Annotated in this window: 24 protein-coding genes; 10 read left to right on the forward strand and 14 right to left on the reverse strand. The window is 70.1% G+C overall.

Translation table 11 applies throughout. The annotated features are described in order from the left end of the window. Window positions 1-197 precede the first annotated feature (197 nt). A complete protein-coding gene (locus ACPYOM_RS11210) occupies window positions 198-722 on the reverse strand; it encodes a 2'-5' RNA ligase family protein (protein WP_481345993.1) in 525 nt (174 codons plus the stop codon). A gap of 33 nt (window positions 723-755) precedes the next feature. On the opposite strand from ACPYOM_RS11210, the gene ACPYOM_RS11215 reads away from it, so the two are divergent. Further along, window positions 756-1157: a PPOX class F420-dependent oxidoreductase gene (locus ACPYOM_RS11215; protein WP_481345994.1), complete on the forward strand. Its 402-nt coding sequence runs from the start codon at window positions 756-758 to the stop codon at window positions 1155-1157. Between the two features lie 112 nt (window positions 1158-1269). Then, window positions 1270-2175 (forward strand): oxygenase MpaB family protein, encoded by a 906-nt coding sequence (locus ACPYOM_RS11220; RefSeq protein ID WP_481345995.1) that lies wholly within the window; start codon window positions 1270-1272, stop codon window positions 2173-2175. 78 nt (window positions 2176-2253) lie between these two features. On the opposite strand, the gene ACPYOM_RS11225 is transcribed toward ACPYOM_RS11220, so the two are convergent. Further along, entirely contained in the window at window positions 2254-2916 is a 663-nt protein-coding gene (locus tag ACPYOM_RS11225) for an HAD family hydrolase (RefSeq protein ID WP_481343223.1), read from the reverse strand. Between the two features lie 126 nt (window positions 2917-3042). Beyond that, window positions 3043-3339, reverse strand: a complete 297-nt coding sequence (locus ACPYOM_RS11230; RefSeq protein ID WP_481345996.1) for a hypothetical protein — start codon at window positions 3337-3339, stop codon at window positions 3043-3045. 22 nt (window positions 3340-3361) lie between these two features. On the opposite strand from ACPYOM_RS11230, the gene ACPYOM_RS11235 reads away from it, so the two are divergent. From ACPYOM_RS11235 to ACPYOM_RS11250, 4 genes are all read left to right on the forward strand, one after another. Further along, on the forward strand, window positions 3362-3544 hold the full coding sequence (locus tag ACPYOM_RS11235; protein WP_481345997.1) for a hypothetical protein: 183 nt from the start codon (window positions 3362-3364) through the stop codon (window positions 3542-3544). A gap of 397 nt (window positions 3545-3941) precedes the next feature. Beyond that, window positions 3942-4280: a hypothetical protein gene (locus ACPYOM_RS11240; protein WP_481343225.1), complete on the forward strand. Its 339-nt coding sequence runs from the start codon at window positions 3942-3944 to the stop codon at window positions 4278-4280. A gap of 32 nt (window positions 4281-4312) precedes the next feature. Further along, a complete protein-coding gene (locus ACPYOM_RS11245) occupies window positions 4313-5518 on the forward strand; it encodes a hypothetical protein (protein ID WP_481345998.1) in 1206 nt (401 codons plus the stop codon). Continuing rightward, window positions 5518-5946, forward strand: coding sequence for a hypothetical protein (locus ACPYOM_RS11250; RefSeq protein WP_481343227.1), 429 nt, complete (start codon window positions 5518-5520; stop codon window positions 5944-5946). Before ACPYOM_RS11245 ends, ACPYOM_RS11250 begins: the two co-directional genes overlap by 1 nt. A 60-nt stretch (window positions 5947-6006) precedes the next feature. Here the strand turns inward: ACPYOM_RS11250 and ACPYOM_RS11255 are convergent, their stop codons facing one another. Next, complete coding sequence (locus ACPYOM_RS11255) at window positions 6007-7524, reverse strand: MFS transporter (protein ID WP_481345999.1); 1518 nt, start codon at window positions 7522-7524, stop codon at window positions 6007-6009. Window positions 7525-7636: 112 nt separating this feature from the next. Between ACPYOM_RS11255 and ACPYOM_RS11260 the strand changes: the two genes are divergently transcribed. Continuing rightward, entirely contained in the window at window positions 7637-8437 is an 801-nt protein-coding gene (locus tag ACPYOM_RS11260; RefSeq protein ID WP_481346000.1) for a MerR family transcriptional regulator, read from the forward strand. A gap of 49 nt (window positions 8438-8486) precedes the next feature. On the opposite strand, the gene ACPYOM_RS11265 is transcribed toward ACPYOM_RS11260, so the two are convergent. Together ACPYOM_RS11265 and ACPYOM_RS11270 are read right to left on the reverse strand one after the other, a co-directional pair. Continuing rightward, a complete protein-coding gene (locus tag ACPYOM_RS11265; RefSeq protein ID WP_481346001.1) occupies window positions 8487-9032 on the reverse strand; it encodes a PASTA domain-containing protein in 546 nt (181 codons plus the stop codon). Between the two features lie 150 nt (window positions 9033-9182). Further along, on the reverse strand, window positions 9183-9881 hold the full coding sequence (locus ACPYOM_RS11270; RefSeq protein WP_481346002.1) for a DUF4352 domain-containing protein: 699 nt from the start codon (window positions 9879-9881) through the stop codon (window positions 9183-9185). A gap of 168 nt (window positions 9882-10049) precedes the next feature. Between ACPYOM_RS11270 and ACPYOM_RS11275 the strand changes: the two genes are divergently transcribed. Both ACPYOM_RS11275 and ACPYOM_RS11280 read left to right on the forward strand, forming a co-directional pair. Continuing rightward, window positions 10050-11399 carry a sensor histidine kinase gene (locus tag ACPYOM_RS11275; protein ID WP_481346004.1) on the forward strand — a complete coding sequence of 450 codons (1350 nt, stop codon included), beginning with the start codon at window positions 10050-10052 and terminating at the stop codon, window positions 11397-11399. Then, entirely contained in the window at window positions 11392-12063 is a 672-nt protein-coding gene (locus tag ACPYOM_RS11280) for a response regulator (RefSeq protein WP_481346005.1), read from the forward strand. The genes ACPYOM_RS11275 and ACPYOM_RS11280 overlap by 8 nt, the downstream gene beginning before the upstream one ends. A gap of 100 nt (window positions 12064-12163) precedes the next feature. Here ACPYOM_RS11280 and ACPYOM_RS11285 read toward each other — a convergent pair whose 3' ends face one another. From ACPYOM_RS11285 to ACPYOM_RS11315, 7 genes are all read right to left on the reverse strand, one after another. Beyond that, a complete protein-coding gene (locus tag ACPYOM_RS11285) occupies window positions 12164-15157 on the reverse strand; it encodes a DUF3427 domain-containing protein (protein WP_481346006.1) in 2994 nt (997 codons plus the stop codon). Continuing rightward, complete coding sequence (locus ACPYOM_RS11290) at window positions 15147-15560, reverse strand: (deoxy)nucleoside triphosphate pyrophosphohydrolase (RefSeq protein WP_481346007.1); 414 nt, start codon at window positions 15558-15560, stop codon at window positions 15147-15149. The genes ACPYOM_RS11285 and ACPYOM_RS11290 overlap by 11 nt, the downstream gene beginning before the upstream one ends. Window positions 15561-16137: 577 nt before the next feature. Beyond that, complete coding sequence (locus ACPYOM_RS11295; protein WP_481346008.1) at window positions 16138-16608, reverse strand: hypothetical protein; 471 nt, start codon at window positions 16606-16608, stop codon at window positions 16138-16140. A gap of 355 nt (window positions 16609-16963) precedes the next feature. Beyond that, window positions 16964-18799 carry a DNA/RNA helicase domain-containing protein gene (locus ACPYOM_RS11300; protein ID WP_481346009.1) on the reverse strand — a complete coding sequence of 612 codons (1836 nt, stop codon included), beginning with the start codon at window positions 18797-18799 and terminating at the stop codon, window positions 16964-16966. 307 nt (window positions 18800-19106) lie between these two features. After that, window positions 19107-20072 carry a cation diffusion facilitator family transporter gene (locus ACPYOM_RS11305; protein ID WP_481346010.1) on the reverse strand — a complete coding sequence of 322 codons (966 nt, stop codon included), beginning with the start codon at window positions 20070-20072 and terminating at the stop codon, window positions 19107-19109. Between the two features lie 141 nt (window positions 20073-20213). After that, window positions 20214-22538, reverse strand: a complete 2325-nt coding sequence (locus tag ACPYOM_RS11310; RefSeq protein ID WP_481346011.1) for a glycoside hydrolase family 31 protein — start codon at window positions 22536-22538, stop codon at window positions 20214-20216. 91 nt (window positions 22539-22629) lie between these two features. Next, a complete protein-coding gene (locus tag ACPYOM_RS11315; RefSeq protein WP_481346012.1) occupies window positions 22630-24045 on the reverse strand; it encodes an FAD-dependent oxidoreductase in 1416 nt (471 codons plus the stop codon). Between the two features lie 81 nt (window positions 24046-24126). On the opposite strand from ACPYOM_RS11315, the gene ACPYOM_RS11320 reads away from it, so the two are divergent. Further along, a complete protein-coding gene (locus ACPYOM_RS11320; RefSeq protein WP_481343178.1) occupies window positions 24127-24525 on the forward strand; it encodes a cupin domain-containing protein in 399 nt (132 codons plus the stop codon). Between the two features lie 21 nt (window positions 24526-24546). Here the strand turns inward: ACPYOM_RS11320 and ACPYOM_RS11325 are convergent. Further along, window positions 24547-25445: hypothetical protein (locus ACPYOM_RS11325; protein ID WP_481346013.1), on the reverse strand; the 899-nt coding region annotated here is incomplete at its 5' end.

Genomic DNA, 25445 nt, shown 5'->3' on the forward strand with positions numbered 1-25445 from the left:
TCCGTCGTCGACAGCGTCAGATGTGTATAAGAGACAGTTGCCAACCGGGCCCAGGAATACCTCGCACCGGTTGGCAACTACTCGGTGTGTTGCGGGAGGAGCGTGCCTGTTCGGCGGTTCGGCGGCTCAGCGGCTCGGCGGTTCGGCGGCTCGGCGGCCCGGCGGGGTGGGGTCCGGTTGGGCCCCGTGAGGTCCGGTCAGGGGATGCCGGCGAGGGGCCAGCGGCGTCCGTCGGCGGTGTCTACGAGGGCGGCGTGGTCGCAGCGGATCGTCAGGGGCAGCACGTCGGTGACGGCGGTGACGGCGAGCGGCAGCTGGGCGGCGGACAGGCCGGTCGCGACGGAGACGTGCGGCACCCAGTGGCCGGGCTCGTAGTGGCGGTGCAGGTCCGCACCGGTGGCGCGCAGGGCCGCGACGGCGCACTCCTGCCGGGCGGCGGTCGCGGAGGTCACCGAGCAGGCCAGGGCGGCGCGTCCGCGGGGGAAGGCCACGGTGCCCTGGACCGCGACCTCGACCGGTCCGGCGTCCGGCAGCGCGGTGAGAGTCGCGAGGACGGCATCGAGATCCCACTCGCGGAGCACCGCGTACGACAGGTGTGGGACGTGCCGGCCGTGCGTGTGGGTGAGGAGGGTGGCGATGCCGCGCTGCTCGAGGCGCTCCCAGAGCCGGATGACCGTCCGCTCGGACGGCCGGTCGAGCAGGAGGCATAGCGCGAGCGCCATGCCCCATTGTCACTGGGCACCTAGGGTGGGCGGATGGAGACACCGAGCGACCCCGAGGTCGTCGCCGCACACCGGTACGTCTCGTTGACGACGTTCCGCCGCGACGGGACGCCGGTCGCGACGCCGGTGTGGATCGCGCGGGACGGCGGCGAGCTCGTCGTCGTCACCGTCGATCCGGCGGGCAAGCTCAAGCGACTGGCCCACACGAAGCGGGTCGAGCTGCGGCCGTGCGACATCCGCGGACGCGTCGCGCCCGGGGCGCCGGCGTACAAGGGCACGGCACGCGTCGTCCGGACGCCGGAGGGCGTCGCGGCGGTCAAGCGGGCGATGGGCCGCAAGTACCCGCTGGCCCGGCTCGGCGACGCGATCGCCGCCGCGACGTCGTGGGCGGTCAAGCGGCAGCCACGGGCCGGCATCCGCATCACGCTCGACTGACGCTGCCGCCCGGACGAGGCGTCGGGGGCTCAAACACAGGCGCCGGGACGCATCGCGGCGAACGTTGGACACTGCGCTTGGGCCTGCGGGATGCGTCGCCTAGCGTGGTTTCATGACGCTCCAACCGGTGACGCGCGCACTCCAGCGCCGGCTCGGGACGATGCTGCGCGACAAGGTCGCCGGCCAGGACGCGCCGGCGCGGGCGCAGCGCATCTGGGGTGCGCAGGGCGAGCGGTGGTTCGGGCCGTCGGACCCGGTGTGGCGGGTGCACGCCGACGCGTCGATGTTCCCGGGTGGCCTCACGTCGCTGCTGCTGCAGATGCTGCACCCGCTCGCGATGGCCGGGGTCGCGGGGCACAGCGGTTACAAGAGCGACCCGTGGGGGCGGCTCCAGCGCACGAGCCACTACCTCGCCACGACGACGTTCGGCACGGTCGAGGACGCCGAGGAGGCCATCGCGGCGGTGCAGGCGATCCACGAGCGGGTCCGCGGGCGGGACGCGTCGGGGCGTGCCTACCGGGCCAGCGACCCCCACCTGCTGACATGGGTGCACGTCGCGGAGGTTGACTCGTTCCTGCGCGCGTACCAGGCCTTCTCGGCTGCCCCGCTGACGCCCGCCGAGGCCGACCTGTACGTGCGCCAAGCGGGGGTGCCGGCGGCCCGATTGGGGGTGCCGACGCCGCCCGCGTCGGTCGCGGAGCTGCGCGCGGTGCTCGAGTCGTACCGGCCCGAGCTCGAGGCGTCGGACGCGGCGCGTGAGGCGGCGCGGTTCCTGCTGCTGTACCCGCCGCTGCCGCTGGTGGCGAGGCCCGGGTACGCGACCCTGGCGGCCGGCGGGGTGTCGCTGCTGCCGGGGTGGGCCCGACAGATGCTGGGGCTGCCGGTGCCGGACCCGGTCGCGTGGCTGGTCGGGCGGCCGCTCGGGTACCTCGGTGCGGCGACCGTGCGGTGGGGCATGGCCGGACTCGGCGAGCGCCGCCCCTCCGACACGCACGGGGGGACCGCTGCCTCGGCGTGACCCCGGCGTCTTTCGTACGTACGAGGAGTCGGAGACTGTCCTGGGCACAGCCCCACGCGCACGTCCACCCGAGCCCCCTCAGCGGCTGGCGCGAGCCAACGGGGTGCCGTCGAGGGCGTAGCGGAAGGCGACCAGGGAGTCGAACACCTGCAGGACGCCGGCCTCCTGCAGCTCGCCGACGGAGAACCCTCCGGTGCGGACTCCGAGGGTCGGGATGCCGAGCTTGGCCGCCGCCTGCGCGTCGTAGATCGAGTCGCCGACCATGATGCCGCTGTCGCCGTTCACCTTGGCCAGCGCCGCCGACACGATGTCGGGCTCCGGCTTGCTGTTCTTCACGTCGTCCGAGGTCGTCCAGGCGTCGGCGAGGGACGTGCCGTCGATGAGGTCGAGGAACGCCTCGACGTGCTTCTTCTTGCCCGAGCTGGCGAGAACGAGCCGGAAGCCCCGCTCCTTGACGTCGGCCAGCAGCTCGCGGGCGCCCTCGAAGGCCTGCACCTCGCCGATGAGCTCGTCGAACTCCTCCGCCCATGCCTCACGCAGTGCGTCGCCGTGGGCCTCCTCGACCTCCTGGCCTCCGACCGCCGAGACGAACAGGTCCCCGCCCATCCCGATGCCGCGGTGGATGCGCCACATCGGCCGCGTGATCTCGAAGCGGCGCAGGGCCCGGAACCACGCAAGGGCATGCTGGTAGTTGGTGTCCACGAGGGTTCCGTCGACGTCGAAGATTGCCGTGTCAGCCATGGCAGGTCCGTACCCAGCCAGCAGGCCGAGAGCAGCGGCGACCGCGCTCGGCCCACGGATCCACAGCTCGGATGCGGCGAAGGGGCCCGTCCGGGACGGGCCCCTTCGCCTGTCGGAGGTACGGGCTCAGAAGGCGCTGGTGCCGTTCGGCGTGCCGAGGCCGGTCGGGCCGTCCCAGCCGGCGCCCGAGGTGCACCACACCGCAGGGGTGCACGTGCCGTTGGTGCCAGTGGTGACGTCGTTCAGGCCCGACGTGTGCGCCCAGGTGTAGGAGGCCGGGTAGCCGGCGGTGTTGCCCGAGAGCGCGTAGACGCTGCCGATGATCGGGGCAGAGGCGCTGGTGCCGCCGTAGACCTGCCAGCCCCTGCGGCCCTGGTAGGACGTCGAGTCGTAGACGGCGACGCCGGTGTTGGGGTCGGCCACGGCCGAGACGTCGGCGTTGGCCTTGCCCGAGCACTGCGTCGCGGACGTCTGCCACGACGGCTTGGCGTTCTTCGTCGAGCAGCCGCTGCCCGCGCCGCTCCATGCCTTCTCCGTCCAGCCGCGAGCCGTGCCCGCCGCGCGGGTCAGGCTCGTGCCGCCGACGGCGACGACGCTGTCGAAGGAGGCCGGCGACTCGATGCCGTAGCCGTTGTCACCGGTCGAGCATCAGGGCGCCGGCGACGGCAGCAAGAGACAGAGCCGAGCGTTTCACAGGGTCCTCCAGGGTGGGGTGTGTGGACGCCCGGCGCAGCGTCGATGGGGTCGGCGGCGCGATCGTCGAGGCCTCCCAACCTGACTGGCGCCGCGTCCCGGACGCTACGCCCCGTCAGGTAAAGCGTTGGCCAACATTTGGGAAGACTTCTGCCACACAGCCGAATTGACGAAGGGTGTTGTTGCGCGCTCCCGTGACGGCAACACATGCTCCTGTACGCGACGCGTCGTGCCGCCGCCGTCGACCCCCACTCATCGTGGTCGGGCTGGTGAGGCGTCGAGGCTGTGGATGACGGCGGGCGGGGTGTTCGGGATGTCCCTAGCCTCGAGGCATGTCCTACGCGATCGACACCGACGGGGCGGGTGGGGCCGGTGACACGCTGGCCCTCACCGCCACCACGTTGAAGGACTGCGCCGAGGCGTTCGCCTACACCGCAGGGGTGCTGCAGCGAGGGGTGGGTGACGACGACCCGGTCCTCGCGGCGGCCGCGAAGGAGTTCGCCGGCGCCCAGACGATGTCCCTGCACACCGCGTCGGGCGGGTTCGCCGCCCTCGGCCGCAAGGTGTCCTGGGTGGGCCTCACCGGCAGGGAGACCGAGCTCGAGGTGGCCCAGGCGTTGGGCCTCACGGGCAGGCCGGCACCGACCGGCTCTGCGGGACAGACACTCTGATGCGGCCGACTCCGCAAGGGCCGCACGGCCCGATGACCGTCCCCAACGGCGACCCGGCGTCGCTGCGTGCGGCGGCACGCCGTCTGGGCAGGGTGGCCGAGACCGGGCTGCAGACGCCCGGCGTGCGCGGCCGGTCGGCGTCGATCATCGCGGCCGTGTGGCAGGGTGACGCCGCCACCGCGGCCCAGCGCGAGGCCGACGTGCTCGCGGCGCGCACCCGGCTGCTGCTCGAGCGGGTCGGTGGCGCCGGCGTCGAGCTGCTCGCCCTCGCTGTCGCCTTGGAGGAGGCGCAGACCGTCGCGCGGCGCGCGATCGCCGAGCAGGGGGCCGCCCAGCGCGACTACGAGCGGATTCTCGCGACGACGTTCCCGATGCTCGACCCGGTCGCGCAGGCGGAACGACAGCGTACCTTCACCGACGAGCGAGACCGACGCCAGCGCCTCGCCCGGTCGCGGTACGAGGCGGCCCTGACGCAGCTGGGCCTGAAGCGTCGGGCGCTGGCGCGTCGGCTGCTGTCCCTGGCCGCCACTCCCCTGCGTGGCAGCACCGAGGTCACCCTTCCTGGGCCGAACACCGCCCAGGGCGTTCTGCACGACCTCCTCGGCGACCTCCCCCTGACGAGGACCGAGCTCGTGCCGCCCGAGTGCAAGACGGTGGCCGTCGATGTCTATGACGACGTCGACACCGGCCTGCCCGAGTGGTCGCTCGAGCAGAAGCTGACCGATGCCGGGATCATCCCCGGGCCGAGCGTCATCGACAAGATCGCCTGGGGCTCCGGCGCCGCGCTGACCGCGACGCAGTACGGCCTGACGGGCGCCCTGCACCCGAGCGGCATGGTGTCGCGCGCGGCGGGCAACCCTGCCGTCCGGCGCACCGTCGACACGCTGACGAAGGCCGACAAGGTGGCCGGCTGGGCCGGGATCGGTCTCACCGGCGTGACGACGACGGCCAGCCAGCTCGACTCTGACTCGAGGAAGTACTCGAACATGCCGACGTGGAAGCTGTTCTCCCGCGGACTCGTCCAGGGCGGGATCGCCGGCTTCGGCGGAGCGTTGGCAGGCGCTGCGTGCTCGCGGGTACCGGTCCTCGGTCCGGTTCTGGCACCCGCGTGTGGCGCTGCCGGCACGGCCGCCGGGCAGCAGGCCGGTCGGTGGGTCAACACGCGGGTGGGCTTGGCACCGACGCGGCAAGACACGAAGCACACCGTTGCCGTGCCGCTCCAGGCGGTGTGGAACTGATGGAGTCGTGGCCCCCGTGGGTGCTCGTACTGGTGATCGACGGCTTCCTCCCCATCAGCTACCTCAGCATCTCGCAGCCCAAGCGCATGTACCGCGGGCGGTTCAGGTACGCGCACCTGCCCGACCGCGGGTACGTCGCGGGATTGGGCCTCGGCTTCGGTTTCACGCCGGTGGGCCTGTGGATCAGCGCCGGAGGCACGAACGGAGGGATCGTGGACAAGATCGTGCTCCTGTGGCTGTTGGTGTGCATGGCTTGGGCCGGCATGGGGCAGTTCGCCGCCGTCCCGATCCCCAAGTGGTTCGTCCCTCCGGCCTTCAAGAACGAGACCGAGCACGTCTACCCTCGACGCGTCTTCGGGCTGCGGAAGGTCGACCGGCTCTCCGATCGGCCCGACGCAGTCGCACAGGAGCTGCTCCCCTGGCCGTGAACGGCGGCACCGCACCGCACGTCAAGAGCGACGTGCAGCGCGGCTCGGCATGAGGCCGACTCACGCAGTGACGGTTGACGCTCGACGCGGCGGCAACGCTGACACGAGGGCGAGCAGGGCCATGACGGTTGCGAGATAGACGAGGCTGTGTTGGAAGGCGACACCGGTGCCGGCAGTCGTCGCGGCGAAGTAGAGCAGGCCGACGAGGGCGACGCCGATGCAGTTGCCGAGCTGCTGCACCGTCGACATCGTGCCGCTCACCATCGCGGCGTCCGCCGGTCTCGCCTGCGACATGACCGCGCCGATCTGCGCCGTGAGGCACACGCCCATACCGAACCCGGAGACCACGAGCCCGGGAGCCAGCCACAGCACCGAGCCGTGCGCCCCGGCGTCGGCCACGCCGACCCACGTCAGCACGTGCCCGAGGAGGAACACGAGCGCGGACGCGGGCCCGACGCGTCGGCCCCAGCGGGCGAGCAGCGACGCCGCCTTCGACGTCCCGGCGAGGTACGGCAGGGCGACGAGGCCGAACAGCGCACCCGAGGCCAGGGCTCCGAGGCCACGGTCGGCCTGCAGGTAGAGGGCGAGCACCATGAAGTACGACGCCATCCCGAGGAAGAGCAAGAACTGGCGCGCCAGGCCGTGTCGCAGGGCGGGCGACGCAGTGAGCGCGACGCGAAGGAGCGGGTCGGCGCCGCGTCGGTGAAGCGTCCTTGATCGGGCGATGAGCGGGACCGTGAGGACCACGCCGACGGCGAGGCTGACCCACGTCCACAGCGGCCAGCCGTGGCTCTGGCCCTCCATGAGCGGCAGGAGCACCGCGAGGAGAACCGTTGTGGCGAGGGCCAGCTCGACCACGTCGAGGTGCGCGGCGCGGTGGGGACGGACGTCGGGTAGGGCGCGACGCACCAGCGCGAGGGAGACGACGCCGACGGGCACGTTGACGAGGAAGATCGAGCGCCAGCCGAGGCCGAAGACGTCGAGCTGGATGAGGAGGCCACCGATGAGCTGGCCCGACACGGCAGCCAGGCCCATCGCGGTGGAGTAGGCGGCGAGGGCGCGGCGGTAGGCGGCGCCGGAGTAGGTGTCGCCGATGAGGGCGAGGACCATCGGCGTCAGCATCGCGGCAGCGACGCCCTGGGCGAACCGGGCCGCGACGAGCACGTCCATCGTGGGGGCGAGGCCGCAGGCGGCGGACGTGAGGACGAACAGCGCGGTGCCCGCGGCGTACATGCGGCGGCGCCCCCACCGGTCGCCGAGGCGGGTGGCGGCGAGCAGCATGGCACCGTAGGTGAGCCCGTAGCCGGCGACGACCCACTCGAGGGCGGTGGCGGTGGCGTGGAGGTCGCGCTCGATGGACGGGAGGGCGACGTTGACGATGAAGAAGTCGAGGACGTTGACGAAGTTGCCCGCGAGCAGCACGAACAGCGGCAGGCGGCTCGGAGCGTCGGGCGCGGATGTCGCGGGAGCGTCGGGGGTGGTGGTGGGGTCGGGGGTGGCGGTGGCCTCGGGGACGCGTCGGGTGGCGGCTGGCGCTGGGCGCTTGGTGGCGCTGGAGCGGGTCGGTGTCTGTGTCATGACTCCGTTCTCCGGTCTCCGGCAGGGGGAGAGTCAAGCGCTGCAACGGAATTCGTCGCGGCCGGTGTCGGCGGCTTGAGTCTCCCCCTGTGGGAGAGTCGAGCCTGTGTCCATGAGCACGCGACTGAGCATCGGCGACTTCTCCCGGATGACGTTTCTCAGCGTCAAGACGCTGCGGCACTACCACGAGGTGGGGCTGCTGGCGCCGGCCGAGATCGACGCGCACTCCGGGTACCGCTACTACACGCCCGACCAGGTCGGCTCCGCCCAGCTGATCCGACGCCTGCGCGACCTCGACCTGCCGGTGCCGCAGGTGCGTGCGGTCCTCGCGGCCCCGACGCCGGAGGCGCGCGACGCGGTCATCGCCGAGCACCTGGACCGGATGACGCGCCAGCTCGAGCAGACCCAGGCGACGGTGGAGTCGCTGCGGCGGCTGCTCGTCGGTGGCGGGCCGTCGCTCGAGGTGACGGTGGTCGACGAGCCGACGGTGTGGGCGTTCGTGACGCGGGGCGCGGTCGCTGGAGACGAGGCGCCGGCGTGGTGGGTGCAGGCGTTCACCGACCTGCACGCGCGGCTGCGGTGGGCCGGGGTGGAGCGGACCGGGCCGGACGGGACGCTGTTCCCGACCGAGTTCTTCACCGAGGGCGCGGCCGAGCTGACGTGTTACCTGCCGGTGCCAGAAGGGACGCCGGGGGCCGAGCAGGTGCCGGGCGGCCGGCTCGCGACGACGACCCACGACGGCCCGTTCATCGACCTCGACACCGCGTACGGCGCCCTCGGCACGACCGTCGTGGACAAGGCGATCGCCAGCGACGGCCCCGTCCGCGAGCGCTACCTGCCCCGCGGCGACGAGGAGGACCTCCTCGACCACCGGACCGTCGTCTGCTGGCCCGTTGCTCCGCTCCCCGCCTGACAGCGCGTTCGAGGCGCGACTTTCGGGGGAGCGGGGCCGCCGACCAGCGTCAGTTGTCGGTGTACTTCTTGATCGTGGCGGTGATGAAGGAGTCAGCCGCCACCTTGCTACCCGGCTTGAGGTCCTGGGCGAGGACCACCCAGTTCGCGTCGAGGACGGGGATCCGGTTGGCGCCGGTCGCGTCGTTGGCCGGGGCAACGTGCAGTCCGGCTGCGCGCCAAGCGTCCTGCGCGTCCTGGTAGTTCATGCCCACGCCGTTGGGAACCGTGACTTTGCTCGGCGACTTGGCCTGCGAGTCGACCACGGCTGCAGTGGTCTCCGGCGTGTCGGCGGGAACGGCGGCTTCAACCGTCTCGGTGACCGTCTGGGCCGAAGCCGCGACGGTCTGCGTGACCACGACGGTCGACGCGGCCGGGGTCGGCGAGGCGCTGCCGCCGCAGCTCGCGAGTGCCCCGACGGCCACCGTCATCGCAGCGGCAGCCAGCCAGCCGCTACGGGCGTGCTTGCGGTTCGGGAAGGGACGCTCCGCGCGGTCCGAGGTGGGAAGCGCCGGCTGGATGGCGGCGTCGGTAGTGCGGGTGGTGTGAGTGCTCATGTCTCTCTTTCTTGGGGTTCGGCGGACTCATCCTCGGCCGCAGGACGGTCACAGGCGGCAGATTGCGCATTCCGTGACATTCGCCACGACTGGGGTGGGTGCCGCGCCCCCTCACTGCGTGGCCCCACCCGTCGGTCCGGCTCGGGAGCGTCAGCCGAGCCGGACCGTGACCCCGTCCGAGAACGGGGAGTCGTGCAGCTCGATCGACGCGGGCTTGGCGTCCTTCGGCATGTCGAAGACGAGCGTCCCCTTGACGGTGTTGCCGGGGTTGATCTCGTTGAGGAAGACCTTGTTGTCCTCGAGGTAGATCCCGGCCGTGGTGTCGGTGGAGAACTCGCGGCCCTTGGCGTCCTTGACCTTCTGCGACGAGTCGGCGAGCAGCTGCGCCTTGTCACCGATGTTGGTCACGGTGACGTCGACGAGCACGTACTGTCCCTGCGCCTTCTGGTTCGCGTACTGGCTGCCGACGCTCTTGACGCCCTTCTTCACGTTCGTGACGGTGAACTCGAACTGGCCGTCGCGGACCTTCTGGCCCACCTTCGCGCCGGCCGGCGCCTGCTCCCCCGAGCCACTGCCTGACGCGTCACCCGACTCCTCGTCGGACGCCCCTGCCTCGGACGCGGTGGCCCCCGTGGTGACGGTCGGCGTCGTCCCGGCGTTCTTGCCGAACGCCTGGGTGAGCACGCCGAGGAGAAGGAGGGCCAGCAGGCCGGTGAGGATCTTGTGGCGGGCGAACCAGCTCTTGCGCGGCGGCTCGGGGGCCGGCGGGGCAGGGATGGCAGGCGGCTGCCAGGACCCGTGATGCTGGCTGGACGGGGTCTGGCTGGACTGGGTCTGGTCGCTGTTCATGGACGCTCCTTGCTGGGTGGTCTGTTGCAGACCAGACCTTCGCGCGGGGACCCATTCCGCCACCTCGGCAGAGCGGGCCGGACCGCCTGACCGAAAGGATGAGAAGCGCTCGCCCGAAGTGTCCGAATGGGCGAGTGCACGGTGGGCGCCGTGGCATATCTTTCGCGTATGACGGCTGGTCCACCCCCTGGCGCTCGCGACTCCACGCGCCGCGACGTCAGGCTGCGTCGGCTGCGGACGTCGGGGCTGGTCGTGCTGGTCCTCTTCGACGCGGTGTACTCATCGATCGCCTTCGACGGCCGAGCCAACGCCGCCCTCGGTCACGTCGTCAGCACGAGTGACAAGTCGAGTGGCGCGGGGATGCTCGTCTTCCTCCTCGGCACGTGCCTCGCCGTCGGCGTCCAGTGGCGTCAGCGCTGGGCGGTGGCCTCGGCGCTGGTCGGCTCGGCGTGTGCGCTGGTGGTGCTCGGGCCGACCTTCGCCCTCATCGGCCTGATGAGCGTCGTGCTGATACGCCCCCGGTCGGCGTGGATCTGGGTGGGCGCCGTGGTGCTCGCCGCCACCGGGGTGTCGGTCTGGCGCGATCTCATGGGCACGCCGGCCGCGACGTCGTTCTGGGGCACGCTCTTTGCGCAGGACGGGCGAGCGGTCGCCGCTTACGTGCCGCTCGTGCTGACCGCGGTACTCACGGCAGCGTTCGCCGGCATCGGGCTGTGGCTGCGCACCCGGGCCGACCTGCGAACGGCGAACGTCGTGGTCGCTGAGGAGCGCGAGGCGGTGACCTCGCTGACCGACCAGGTGTCCAGGCAGGCCGAGCGCGAGCGGCTGGCCCGCGAGATCCATGACGGCCTCGGGCACAACCTGTCGATCCTGTCGGTCCACGCGGGGGCGCTGCAGGCCATGGCCGACGCGGCCGCGCCGCAGGCGGACACCGACACCGCGGCGTCCCAGATGCGTGAGTCCGCGCAGGTCGTGCGCGAGACGGCAGCACGTTCGGTGAACGAGCTGCACAGCCTGCTCGACCTCCTGCGCAATCCGGGTGATGCTGACGTGGCCGCCCCGACGCGGACGCTGAGGGATGTCCGTGCCCTCGTCGACGACTCGGTGACGGCCGGGATGCCGCTCATCGCAACGGTCTTCGTCGACGACGGGGAGGCGCTCGACCCGCACATCGCACAGGCGGCGTACCGCATCGTGCAGGAGCTGCTGACCAACGCCCGCAAGCACGCCGCCACCGTGCCGGTGCGCCTCAGCGTCACCGGTGGCCCGGCCGAGGGACATCTCGTCATCGCCACGGCCAACCACCTGCCTCCAGCGACCGGTCAGCCGCCGACAGACGCGGGGGCCGACGGCGCGCGGGCCGCGCGGCGCGGCGTCGGGCTGAGCGGCGTGCGCGAGCGCGTCGAGCACTACGGCGGTGACATGACCGCAGGCGTCGACCCCGACGGGGTCTTCCGGGTGTCGATCCGGCTGCCGTGGCACCAACCCGACAGAGACAGGGACGCGATCCATGACTGACGCTGAGACCCGACGCCCGATCCGGGTCATGCTCGTGGACGATGACCCCGTGGTGCGGACGGGGCTGCGGTTCATGCTCGGTGTGGCCGCGGACCTCGAGGTGGTGGCCGAGGTGAGCGACGGCGACGAGGTGGTGGGCGCGATCCAGGCGCACCGCCCGGACGTCGTCGTGCTCGACGTGCGGATGGCGCGGGTCGGCGGCATCGACGCGATTGCCGCCATCAAGGCGCGGCCCGAAGCACCCAAGGTGCTCATGTTCACGGTGTTCGACACCGACGACGTGGCGCGTCGCGCGGTGGCCGCGGGCGCCGACGGGTTCCTGCTCAAGACCGCGTCGCCGGAAGAGATCTGTGGCGGCATCCGGAACGTCGCCGGCGGGCTCGGCGCGGTGTCGCCGAAGACGGCCGCGCAGCTGTTCACGCACGTCCGTGAGGACCCGCTGACGGCGCAGCGGGCCGAGGCCGCCCGTCTCGTGGCGGCGCTGACGCCGCGCGAGCGCGAGGTGGTCGCGGGCTTGGCGCGCGGCCTGTCGAACGCCGAGCTGGCGAGCGAGCTCTACGTCAGCGAGACAACGGTCAAGACCCACGTGGCAAGCGCCTGCGCCAAACTCGGAGTCGACAACCGCGTGCAGGCCGCAGTCATAGCCGACCGCGCTCGGCTCTAGCTCGGAAAGCTCCAGACCCGACGCGCCTCAGGTACCGCGCCAAACGGCGCCCGTCGAGGTCGTTCAGGGCCACCCCACCCAGCGCCGCCAGGCGCTGCCATCACACTGTGACGACTGGGTGGAAGTAGTCGAAGAGCCCAGCCTGGATGGGCTCTGAGAACTTCAGGTGCATCCGGACCACGGGCAGAGCTTTCCCGGCGTCATCCGGCATTGTGGTCTCCTCGAAATCCAAGGGCTTCGCGTCGCCCAAGTAGTAGAACTGCGATCCTTCGGCGTCATCTTTCTTGACGAAGACGTGCAGCCTCACCCGCCCCTGGACGATGTGGTCCACCTCGGTGCTGGACAGGGTTCGACGCGACCGGGTGTACCACAGCATCGTCGACTGATCGAGGAGCGAGTCCTCGTACGCAGTGCTCGACGTGATCTCGTCGCCCTTGTGCAGCGTGACGAAGATGGGGCACTCTCCCGATTCGACGTCAGCTCGATAGCCGTAGAGCGTCGACGTCCATTTCCGAGGCCAACCAAGAATCCTGCACACCTCCTTGCGCGAGTACCGACGCCCTCCGGTGAAGTAGCGGGTTTCGTCGTACAGCGCAGTGGCTATCGCCTCGCCAGTCTTCGCGACGTCCTCCACATGCGAGCGGAACAACTCGGAGCAGGCATAGTCCCAGCGAAATGCAGCGGTGAGGGCGATGCGACCGTCGATTCGTCGCTCGACGATCCCGGTCCGGTAGCGCTTCTGGTCAGCCTCTGCGTGCTGCTCGAGCGTGAAGGTGTCAATAACGCTGTCGAGGAGGCGATCCGGCACGAGTTCGCCGTCGACGGCGACAACGTCTCTGGCATCGTCCCGAGTAAGCGACTCTCGCGTCAGAAGGGCCTGCAGGAGGCGCGCCTCACCAGCGCGCTTGGCTGGTAGAACCTCGTGGGACAACAGCTCGAGGGCCTTCCCCTGACGCGGGGTCAAGTCGGAGGCTTCCTTCAGTGCAGCTTGAAGCAGCCCGGGGTAGTGCTCCCGGGACGTGGCCAGGACCACCGGGTCAGTCGCCTGGAATCGCCAAAAGTCCCACAGGCGAGGAAGGCGGCCTACACGATCCCGCATGGCTGTGAGCGCGGCGCGCAGCTTGGGCATGGCATCGAGACGAGTTTGGCTGATGGACGCAAGGACGCGCGCCTCCGCCACCTTGTCGAAGCGAACACTCGAGAGTCCGGCGACGACGCCGATCTCCTCTGCGGCGATGAGGTTCTGGCGGATCGACTCCTTGTTCAGCGACTCGTCGCCGAAGAGTGCGACCGGGATGAGGTAGTTGTTCGCATAGTTACCGATGAAGTCGATAACTACCAGATACTCCTTTCCCGGCGCCTTACGCAGTCCGCGCCCGAGCTGTTGCACGAACACGATGGCGGACTGCGTCTGGCGAAGCATGATCACCTGGTTGACGCTGGGGATATCGACGCCCTCGTTGAACACATCCACCGTGAGGATGTAGTCGATCTCGCCCCGCTCAAGCTGATCCACGGCTGCTTCGCGGGCCGCAATGGTGTCGTCACCGGTGAGGGCGAGAGTTCTCAGCTGCCGTCCATTCAGCGTCGACACATTGAACGCCTGCGAGAGCTGGTGCGCTTCCTCCGTGCGACTGCAGAAGATGAGACCACGTGGTGGTACGCCGGCCTGGCCGTAGGTCTCCAGGGCAGCGAGGACGTGCCGCACACGTTCAGGGGATGCCAGTTTGGTGAGCAGGGTGAACTCGTCCGTGCTCGTGCCGTCGTCAAAGGAGATGTCAGCGATGCCGAAGTAGTGGAACGGCGCCAACATCTCTTCTTCGAGGGCCTTGTTGAGCCGGATCTCGTACGGGACGACGTAGTCAAAGAGCTCGTAAACGTTGAACCCGTCGGTGCGCTCAGGGGTTGCCGTCATCCCGAGGAGGAACTGTGGCTCAAGGTGCTCGAGGACCTTGAGATAGCTGGACGCTCCTGCGCGGTGCACCTCGTCGACTAGCACGTACTCGAACGCCTTGGGGTCGATGGACTCGAGAGTCCCAGATTTGGACAAGGTTTGGACGGTGGCGAAGACAAAGGGGCGATCAAGCTGCTTCGAACCCCCAGCTAGCTTGCCGAAGTCGCTCCTAGGCCGGTTGAGCACGCGTGCGTACTCCTCCATCGTGCGGTCCAGGATCTGCTCCCGGTGAACGATGAACAGCATGCGCTCGGGGCCCACGGCCTTGACGTCGAGGGCGGAGAGAATGGTCTTGCCGGTGCCGGTTGCCGAGATAACGACTGCGCGCGACGCACCATCGGCGCGAGCTTGGGCGATCGCCGCCAAAGCCTCCCGCTGCATCCGGTTGGGCAGGACGCACGGCACCGCCACCCGTTCCGCCGGTACGTCCCCGATTTGGCCAAGAGGTTGTCGGTCGACAAGCTCGCGGCTTACCTCTGGAAGTTCAGGGATGTCGATGGTGCTGATGCTCGCAAGTGCGTCGGGTGTCCGCTGTGGCCGAGGCGGCGGCGCCGTGTACCTGCTCGAGTAGTCGTCGACCCAGTCCTGCGTCAACGGAGCGGACTCGCTCATCTGCAGATCACAGAGCGTTCGCAACTGCACCCCCAGGTCACTTGAACGGGCGGCCGAAACTCGGAGATTCCACTCGTGGTTCTTTACGAGAGCTGTCTCGGTGAGGTTCGAGCTTCCCAGCATCGCCGTGACCGAGTTGCCATGCTCGAAGACATAGCCCTTCGGGTGGAACGCCTGCGATCGATGGATCCGGACGTCGATCCCGTGCCGTTGCAGGCGGAGGAGCTCAGCAAAAGCCGCCGGCGAGTTAAAGGCCAGATAGTCGGACGTCACGATGCGCCCTTGCCCCTCGAACTCGAGGAGATCGGTCCTGAGCAAGGCGATGGCGCGAAGCGAGACGAATGCCACGGAGAAGAGAAACCTGTCACACGTGGCGAGCTCTTCTCGGATGACGCGCAACGCGGTGTTGTCCGCCTCGTTGTACACGAGCTGAGGATGGCGGCGGCGCGGCGCGATCTGGTCCGTGCCGAGGTAGCCGAACTGGACGTCCAGGGAGAGGTCACCAAGCCAGTTGAAGTCAGTCGTCATGCGTCAGCTCACGCCTCACGCGCTCAACGGCAGGGATATCCGCGGGTGCCCACTTGAGGTCGCCCATCTCCTCTGGGGTGCACCAGCGCAGCTCGTCATGATCGGTGAGGTGTGGCTGCCCGGCGGTCAGGTTGCAGTAGAACGTGGTAAGAACGATCGTCGCGAAGTCGTATTCGTGGCGGGTCGTCTCGATCTCTGCACCTACGACAACCGCGCACCGGAGCTCCTCGTCGATCTCGCGAACCAGGGCCTGTCGAGGCGTCTCTTCGCGTTCGACCTTTCCGCCTGGGAACTCCCAATAGCCGGCTAGCTTCCCGGGCGCTGTCCTGCGTGCACACAAGACCTTGTCGTCCGAAAGGATGACCGCCCCGACGACCGAAATGACCGACTTGGACCCACTCACCCGGCCGAGCTTAGAAGGTGGTGGAGGGATGCGAGCGCCGACACGACCGTGGCCACCCACGGCTTCTCGCTGAGGCCGGCCTCAAGGCGCGATTGGTTACGGGGTCGCCTCCCATCGGGAATGACTTATGGGCGCGACAACTGTCCCTCCGAGAGGGCTCTCACGTGTTCGGGCTGCTCACGCCGGCCAAGATCGACGAGCACTCCGGCTCGCACGACCAAACGGAGCGCCATAGTCGGCTCGGCCCGGCTGATCCGACGCCTGCGCAACTTCGACCTGCCGGTGCCGCAGGTGTGTTCGGCCTCGCGGCTCCGACCGCGGAGGAGGGCGACGCCGTGACGCCGAAGCGTCGGACGAACGACGGACCCTCGTAACGCCGCGGCTCTGGTCCAGTCCTGATGTGTGAAAGTAGGAACGAAGTCGAGAATTCGCCACGGGGACCTGGGGGGCCCATGTCTCTGGACGATCCAGCCACCGTGCTCGAACAGTGCGGACCGGCGCAATCGCGATCTGTGTGCTCGCGCGGCCAGCGCAGGTCAGGGCGCCGGGGCACCGGGTGACCTGCTGAAGAGCACCGTCAGGGATTGATCAGGGGCCGGCCCGCCCGGGGGAGGCCGTCCCTGCGAACGCGGGATTCCAATGTTCTCGCAGACGGGCCGTCTCGGGTGACCACGACGCGGTAGCTCAAATGGTCGGCAATGTATTGCCGTGTACGGGCGTCCAGGATTCGCTCCCCGCGGCCGAGGGCAGTCATGTCCTCCGCCGTCAACGTTGGAATCACGAACCGGTCGCAGACATAAATGGCGAACTGGTCCCCGGAACGGCGGCCACTGGCATGGGACTTCAACCGTCCGAACACGCCTGTCGCCCGAGGGTTTCCGTCATCACGATGGGCCCAGGCCATGCCCACGTAAAGAAACGCGTTGCCGTTCCAGACGGTATAGACGCCCGACGGGCCAACCGGAAAGTGCCGACCGGGCCAATCGCGAAACGCATGTGCGGGCCCGTCTTCCAGCACACTCAGATCGGTCGAGAAGTCAGAGCCCACCACCGAACCCTCCCACAACGTCGCTGGTCCCTGGACCCAACACGATGATTCCTTACTCCACGTTCTCGGTGCGCCATATGGCCGGCTTGATCGTGAGTTAAGTCAGCCGATGGGCGGACGGCGGCGTCGACCGTAATGACGCCATGTTCAACTGAAGCACTGAGCTCGGCCATCGCTACGTCCTGCGAAGGCATATCCGGGGAGATATGGCTCCCAGGGGACGGTCGCTTCAAACTCAAACGGCGCTTCGGGACGCAGGCCGCAGCTTCGACGGGAAGGCGGACCATGCTTTCAAGCTCGCGCAGCAGGCCTGTCCGGGATTTCGCGGGCAGTCCTTCCAGCAAGGAGAGTTACGTCAGACGTGGTTCGCGACGTTCAGCGTCGATTGCTGCTGCGGCCGCGCGACCAGCAGACTGCGGAGAAACTCGCGCGTCTGCGCATCCGTCGAGTAGACGGTCACACTCTGCATTCCACGCGTAAGGAGCACCTTGTAGACGTTTCGAACCAAGCGATTGAAGTCGGCATCGGTGACCTTGGTGCGGTTGCGGAAGTCCGGGTCGCGATTGGCCTCGCGTACGGTCGACCACCGGCCATCTCTCCATACGAAGTCGGGTCCGATGATGACCCCCGCATGGTCGTACTCGAATCCCTGTGCGGTGTAGACGCACCCGACCTGCCCGAAGCCCGCAGGATCGCTGGCCCAGAGCGCTGCGGGCGGCGCACCGCCCACGGAGCGTTCACCACGCAGGTTCCACGGCCGTGCCCAACCGTCGATCCGCACGTCTGGCACCAGCGACCCGTCGGAGCGCGGATCGCTCCAGGGCCAGCAGTAGCCGGCCGCCATTCTGGCCGAGTAGCCGTCTTCATTCCGGGAGGCCAGGACGTGTTCGAGCTCCTCCGGTGTATCCACCACGGACACATCGAAGCCGTCGTCACCACGCCACGGAATCGGACCTCCAGGCTTCAGCCCTAGCAGACGCTGAACCCAGTCGACATACGCCTCGGAGTCGCCGCACCGGAACTGGTCGTTGAGGTTGATGTGCTCCACGCGGATGCCGAGCGCGGCCGCGTGAGCCTCGATGTCGTCAACGGTACCCATCTCGCCGGGCCTAACGACCTGGTGCTCGTCGAGAAGGAACACCGGAACACGCGCGGCCGAGAGCAGCTCGTGGATCTGTGGCCGCCCGGAGTTGCGCAGCTCCTTGCGCGTGTAGCGGTTCACCGATGTCTCACGAATGCGATGAGCCTCATCGAGGATCAGACAGTCCAGATCGTTCGGCTCCGCGGTCATGAAGGAGTTGAAGTAGGTGAATAGCTTGGCGACCGCCGGCGCGCGCTTGCCGGCGACCTTGCGGAGCGTCTGGGTGAACGACTTGGAGCCCGTCGCATGCATGACTGACCGTCCCTGCCGGGAGAGCTCTCCCATCAGCGACAGCGCAATGACTGACTTGCCGCTCCCCGGCCCGCCGCTGACGACGACGGTCGTCTTGGTATTCGACCGCCGGGCGCGATTGACCGCGTGCATCACGTGCTCGAAGGCATCGCGCTGCTCGTCTAGCAGGACGAACTGCTCGCGACGCTGCACCTCATCTGCGGCAACGGCCAAGAGCTGCTTGCTCGGAGAGATTCTGCTGCGCAGAAGGCGATCTGCGGCCTCGGCCCCGCTCTCACCCGGGGCGAGGAGAGAACGCAGGTACTCCACGAAGGCTCCCCGGTCCTGCCCCGTAAACAGAGCACTCTGCTTGGTGCTCGCTCGACGCCGCAGATCGGCGACGCCCTGGTCGGTTGCGTTGTGCAGGTATGCGACGCCCGCCAAGGAGTGAGACTGCTCCGCGAGCATGACTGTGAAGGACGACAGGTAATCGCAGTAGTCGGCGACCTGGAGGGCCGGGTGGGTCACCGCTCGGTGCCCGTACTGCTCCACAGTCACGAGCGTGTCGCTGTCTTCGAAGCGCTCGGCAGCGCTCCACTGCTTCAGCTCCACGACGACGTAGGACGGCTGACCGGTCTTCGGATGAACGCCAGCGAGCACCACGTCCGCACGCTTGCTCGTCAGAGGGAGCTGGTACTCGATGAGCATCTCGACGTCGTCAAGCCCGGCCGACACCAGATCCGCTCGAAGGGCTGGCAGGCTGCGCTCCCAGGACCGTGACTCGCTGGCCGCGGGGCGCCTACCGGTCTGGATGCTCATCTGCTCAGCGATGTAGTCGGCGAGATGGGCTTCTAACGATGAGAAGCCACGTACGGAGGTGCGGAGAAGGTGCACGGACAAGTCCCCTGGCAGCACGAAGTGACTCGTGCGGTGTGGGGGCATGTCCGTGAGGAAGCCCGTCGGGCCGCAATGACAGTCGCAGACTAGTCAGACGACGCCCTGACGCATGGCAATCGACGCGCGTCAGGGGATCAAATGACGCAGCCCCGAACACCATGCAACGCGCCACCCGCGGCAGTAGGCAGAGCGCCAGACGTGCCGACGCGTCGAGCGCGTGCGAGGCGCGTCAGGCGGCGGGGGCAGCGTCGGCGTCGAGGGTGGGGGCGTCCGGGCGCGACAGCGTCACCATGGCGCGCTCGATGACGTCGGAGTCCTCGATGCGGCGGCCGATCGCCGTGAGCTTCGCGGCGACCTGCGACTCCGTCTCGTCACCGACGAGGTCGACGGCGGCGACGAGCAGCATCCGGCTCGGGCCGACGAACTCGAGGTGCAGGAAGGTGACCCGCTCGACCTCCGGGCTGCCCTGCAGCTCCCCAAGGACACGTCGCCACAGCTCCGGCCGCACGGTCTCGCCGACGAGGAAGTCGCGGTTGCGGCCGATGAGGTAGATCGCGACGACGCCGAGCAGGAGGCCGACGAGGATCGAGCCGAGCGCGTCCCAGACGGCGTTGCCGGTCAGCTGGTGGAGCATGATGCCGGCGCCGGCGATGAGGATGCCGATGAGCGCCGCGGCGTCCTCGGCGAACACCGCGCGCAGCGTCGGGTTGGACGTGTAGCCCAGGTAGGGCAGCGAGTGCAGCCCGCGCCGCTTGGCCTCGGCGCGCGTCTGCCGCGTGGCCTGGACGAACGAGATGCTCTCGAGGACGAACGCGATGCCGAGCACGACGTACGCCCAGACGTAGTCGGTCTCGGCCTCCGACGACGTCAGCGCCTGGATGCCGTGCCACACCGACACGACCGCCCCGGCGCCGAACAGCCCGAACGCCGCGAACATCGACCACACGTACGCCTCGCGGCCGTAGCCGAAGGGATGCTGGGCGTCACGCGGCTTCGCGGCACGGCGTTCCGCCTTGAGCAGGAAGATCTCGTTGCCCGCGTCGGCCCACGAGTGCGCGGCCTCCGCGACCATCGACGCCGAGCCGGTGATCGCGGCGACGACGGACTTCGCGATCGCGATGAGGGTGTTCGCCGCGAGCGCGACGATGACGGTGAGGAGGCTCTCGCCACCCGAGGACTTCGCGTCGTCGGCCATGTCGGCATCCTTACCCCACGCTCGCGGCGCCTCAACCCACGAGCGCGGTGGACGCGCCCGCTCGACGGCGGCTACCCGGCCGTACCCGCCGGCGCGGCGGTCGGCCCTCGACCGTCGGCCCTCGACGCGGGCCGGTCATGCTCAGAAGGCCGTGTGGCGGACCTCGCGGAAGGACCTCCGCCGGTGACCCGCATGCGGCTCCCCCGACGTCTCGTGGGCGACGGTCGTCTCGCCGTCGGCGCGGGTCACGGTGACCGTCGTGACGAGCTGCGGCACGCCCTCGCCCGCGGTGAGGCCGTCGTCCTCGACCAGCGTCGAGGTCCAGCGTCCGTCCACGACCGGCTCGAAGACGTGCAGCTCGATCGTCTCGGGCGCGTAGCCGTCGGTCGACGCCGGGGCCTCCTCCCACATCGGCACGACGGCGCCCGCTCGGGCGAAGAGCGGGATCCGCTCGAGCTGCGTCTCGACGGTGATCGTCTGCCGTCCCTCGTGCAGCTCGCCGGTGTGCCAGTCGTACCAGTGGCCGTCGGGGAGGTACACGGTCCGCGACGTCACGCCCGCCTCGTACACCGGTGCGACGAGCAGGTCGCGGCCGAAGAGGTACTGGTCGTCGAGGTCGATGACGGCCGGGTCGTCCTGGTGGTCGAGGACGAGCGGACGCTGTACCGGCTCTCCGGTCTGTGAGGCCCGGACGAAGGCCGAGTAGATGTTCGGCATCAGGCGGTAGCGCAGCCGGACCGCCTCGCGGGCCAGCTCGTGGATCTCCGGCCCGAACGACCACGGGTACTGGTCGATGTTGTCGGTCTCGGAGTGGTTGCGGCAGAAGGGAGTCAGCGTGCCCATCTGCATCCACCGCAGGAAGAGCTCGGCGTTGGTGTCTCCCTGGAAGCCACCGATGTCGGCACCGACGAAGGGCTGGCCGGACAGGCCGAAACCGCAGGCCATCGGCATGCTGACCCAGAGGTGGTCCCAGCGGGCCTGGTTGTCACCCATCCAGTTGGCGGCGTACCGCTGGATGCCGGCGAACCCGGACCTCGACAGGATGAAGGTGCGCGCCTCGGGCCGCACCTTGCGCAGTCCCTCGAGCGTGCCCATCGCCATGAGCATCGCGTACTGGTTGTGGAAGCGCTCGTGCGTGGCGCGGCCCTTGTCGAAGAGCATCGCTCCCGGCGGGATCTCGCCGGTCGCAGGCTCGTTCATGTCGTTCCAGATGCCGGCCAGTCCCGACTCCACGTGGCGGGCGTTGAGCTCGCCCCACCAGGCACGGGCCTCGGGTGTCGCGAAGTCCGGGAAGACCGTGTTGCCCGGCCACACCTGGCCGATGTACGTGTCACCGCCCTCCGTGCGGCAGAAGACGTCCTCCTCCAGCCCGTCGTCGTAGACCTCGTAGCCCGGGTCGTGCTTGACGCCCGGATCGACGATGGTCACCGTCCGAAAGCCTTGGTCGGCCAGGCCCTTGAGCATGCCCGCGGGGTCGGGGTAGCGGTCGGAGTCCCAGGTGAAGACGCGGTAACCGTCCATGTAGTCGATGTCGAGCCAGATGGCGTCGCAGGGGAACTCGTCGTCCCGGTAGCGCTTGGCGATCACCTCGACGTCCTGCTGCTTGTAGGCGTGCCAGCGGCAGTGGTGGTAGCCGAGCGCCCAGACGGGGGGCAGCGACGCGCGCCCGGTGAGCCACGTGTACCGCTCGATGACCGAGGCCATCGACGGCCCGGCGAACACGTACTCGGCCCACTGCCCGCCTTGGAAGGAGATGCGGTACTCGTCGTCGTCGCTGAACGCGTAGTGGCCGCGGTAGCCGTTGTCGACGAACGAGCCGGCCACCGCACCGGACTGGGCGGAGCGGTGGTGGAAGAACGGGATCGACACGTAGTACGGGTCGAACTCGGTGCTCGTCATGTCGGCCCGCGGGTCGTCGGCGGCGAGCCCGGCGCGGAACTCGGCGGTCGCGTGCTCGTTGAGGACGTCGGTGTTCCACAGCGTGAAGTCGCGGCCGCGGCGGTTGAGCCGGCCGCCCTTCTCCCCCAGGCCGTAGATCGCGTCGTCGCGGCCGATGCGGCGCCGCGTCGTCCACGCGTCGTTGAGCGTCGCGTACGTCCAGTACCGGCCCTCGGCGTCCGGCGCCGACTCGACGACCGGCGAGCCGTCGGTGCGGTGCACGTCGACGCGGAACGGGTCGAGCCACAGCGCGACGACGAGGCCGGCCGTGCGCAGGCGCCAGGCATCCGGCCCCTCCTCGACCGACCACTGGACACCACCGCCGAGGGGCCGGGACAGCGCGTCGACGCACACGGCGTAGGTCGGCTTCTCGTCGAAGGCGCCGCCGCGGCTCATCCGCAGCCGCACGACGTCGTCGCGCACCGCCTCGACGAGGAAGGTCTCGCCGTGGAGGCGGGCGCGCAGGCCGTGCTCAACCTGCTCGACCGAGTCGACGCGCTCGAAGCGGATGAAGTGGTCGGTCCTCATGGTGCTGGTCCTCGCTGGCAGGGGACGGGCCGAGACCACCGTATGCGGTGCCCCACCAGGCGACGCAATGCTGAGCGCGCCGAGAGGTCGTTCAGGGAGACGGCGGGCCGACGCGCGGGTGCACGACCGGCGCCCCGGTCGCCACGGGCGAGCGCCCGGCGTGGCGCACGACGCGCGCGACGAGCACCGGCCGGGCGAGGGCGGTCGGCGGGTCGGCCAGCTGGACGACGCGGTTGAAGGCGCGCGCCACCTCGACCGAGGAGTGGCTCGCGCGGACGACGCGGCGCACGTACGCGTTGAGCGCCGACGACCCGGGCGGCCGCGGTCCGGTCGTCGCGGGGTGCCCGAAGTCACCGCCGACGGCGATCCGCCACGGTGCGTCGATGACGCGGGCTGCCTTGCGGTAGAAGCGTTTCGGCAGGTCAGGCGAGCGAAGGCCGGCGGCATCGGAGCGCGCGACCAGCTCCGTCAGGACCCGGCCGAGGGCCTCCGCCTGCAACGCCGACGACGTCATCCCCTGCCCGTAGATCGGGTCGAAGCTGCACGCCGCGTCGCCGAGGCTGACGATGCCGGGCACGGGGTCGCGCACCTTCTCGTGGTGGCGCCGCTGGCTCGACGGGAACCGGTACGTCTCGACGTCGCCGACCCGTTCGCAGCGGTCGAGCAGCTGGCGCACCACGGGCGAGGGCAGCCCCGCCGCGAAGGCCCGCATCGACGCGTCCGTGGACCCCGGCGAGTCGCCGTGCACGCCCGCGAGCGTGACCTGCCACCGGTCGCCCTCGACCGGCAGCGCCGCACCGGCGCGGAAGGAGCCCGGGTTGTCCTGGCAGACGACGAACGTGCCCTCGAAGTCGTCCGGTCCGCGGTGCAGCAGGCAGGACGCGTAGGCGATGTCGATGCCGACGCGGGTGACGGGCGGCACGACCACCCCGGCCTCGACGAGGTCGTGCGCGATGGCCGAGCTGCGTCCCGAGCAGTCGACGACGAGGTCGGCCGGCCGCTCGACGCCCCCGGCGACGACCCCCGTGACCCGCACCGGGGCGGTCTCGGACAGGGTGACCCGCTCGACCCGGACCCCCGACTCGACGGTGACGTTCGGCAGGGCGGCGACCCTCGACCGCACGACGTCCTCGAGCAGCGGACGGGACAGGCTGAGCACCGGGCGACCCCAGTCGCCGCGGGCGCGGTAGGCCCCGCCCTGGTGCACGTAGGCGCTCCGACCGTCCGTGGCCACGGCCCCACGCCCGACCAGCTCGTCCTCGATCCCCGGGAACCACACCCGGAGCCGGTCCAGACCCGCGGACAGCAGCAGGTGCAGGTGCCGACCCTGCGGCACGCGTCCACGCGGGCGCACGTCCTCGGGAAGGCGCTCGCGCTCGAGGACGACGACCTCCGCGACGTGGTCCGCGAGCACCCGGGCGGTGAAGAGCCCGGCCGTGCCCGCACCGACGACGACGACGCGTCCGACCCGCTGCCCCCGTGCCTCATCCCTCTGCCGCGCTGCCACCGCACCTCCCGACGTCGAGCCTCCCCCGAGGCTAGGGCCGCCGAACTGCCGGACGCGGCCGTTCCGGGGTTTGATGGGCCCATGAGCGACCCGCACGACCCGGCCACGCCCTGCACCCACGTCGGCGGCGACGAGCTCACGCCGGCCGACCCGACGCCCGGCATGGCGCGGAAGGTGGCGCTGCACACCGAGACCATGTGGTCCGGCACCGTCGACACCGAGGCCGGGGCGACCTCGGGCTGGCACCACCACGGCGAGCACGACACGACGCTCTACATCGTGTCCGGGCGGATGCGCCTCGAGTCGGGGCCGGGCGGTCGCGACGTCGTCGAGGCGGGTCCCGGCGACTTCCTGCGCGTCCCCGCCGGCGCCGTGCACCGCGAGTCCAACCCGGGCGACGCGTCGTCGCGGGCCGTCATCGTCCGCTGCGGCTCCGGAACTCCGACGGTCAACGTCGACGGTCCGGCACCGGAGCGCTGACGCCGCAGCCTCTCACGCTCGTCACGCCTGCTGGGCTCCCGCGCCGGGCATCCGCTCGGCGCCGGCCGAGTGGAGGGCGCGCCGGCACGCCTCGACGATGTCGGCGATCGACCCGTCGCTGTCGACCGACCGTTCCAGCGCCATGACCTCGCGCTGGTGCCCCACGACCCGCAGGCCGCCCGGCACCGCCGAGGAGACGACGAGCGGCATCGGGTCGGCGTCGGGGTGGCGCAGCGACACGTCCTCCCGGTCCAGCGTGCCGACGTAGATGGGCTCGACCGAACGGCCGTTGGGCGTCGGCCGCACGACGACGACGCGCACGGCATCGCTCGCGATGGCGATGCTGTCGACGTGCTTGGCGGCCGCGAGCGTCGCCGACGCGAGGCCCGACGCGTACGCGACGTTGCGCTCTCGTGCGGTGCGCGGTCGCCAGACGTGCCGGCCCGTCGCCGTCCGCTCGAGGACCTCGTCGGGGACGACGACCGGGGGCGGGAACCGCACGAGGACGGACACGTACGGCCGGCCGGTCGCGGGGTCGTGGCCCGCGTCGATGCACGTGACCTCGCTGCCCGACAGGCGCATCGCCTCGTCGACGACGGCCACGACGGTGGCCGGGTCGTGCTCGCGAAGGAGACGCCAGGCGCCGTCGGCGATGACCCGCCGGCGGTCGGAGAGCACCCACCTCGCGATCCGGGTGGCCCGCACGACCTCCGCCGCGCGCTCGCTCGCGACCTCGCGCCGACGCTGGATCTCCTCCCGCTCGATGCCTCGCTCGGCCGCGCTCTCGACGTCGAGCGCACGACGCAGGATCGCCTCCTCGTCGGCGTCCGAGAGCGACGCCCGGGGCGCGAGCGCGGCATCCGGATGCTGCTGCGTCGCTCCAGGGGCGAGGACGGACCGGCGGCCGGGACCACGGAGCA

The organism is Monashia sp. HAY1-2A (genome assembly GCF_056755315.1).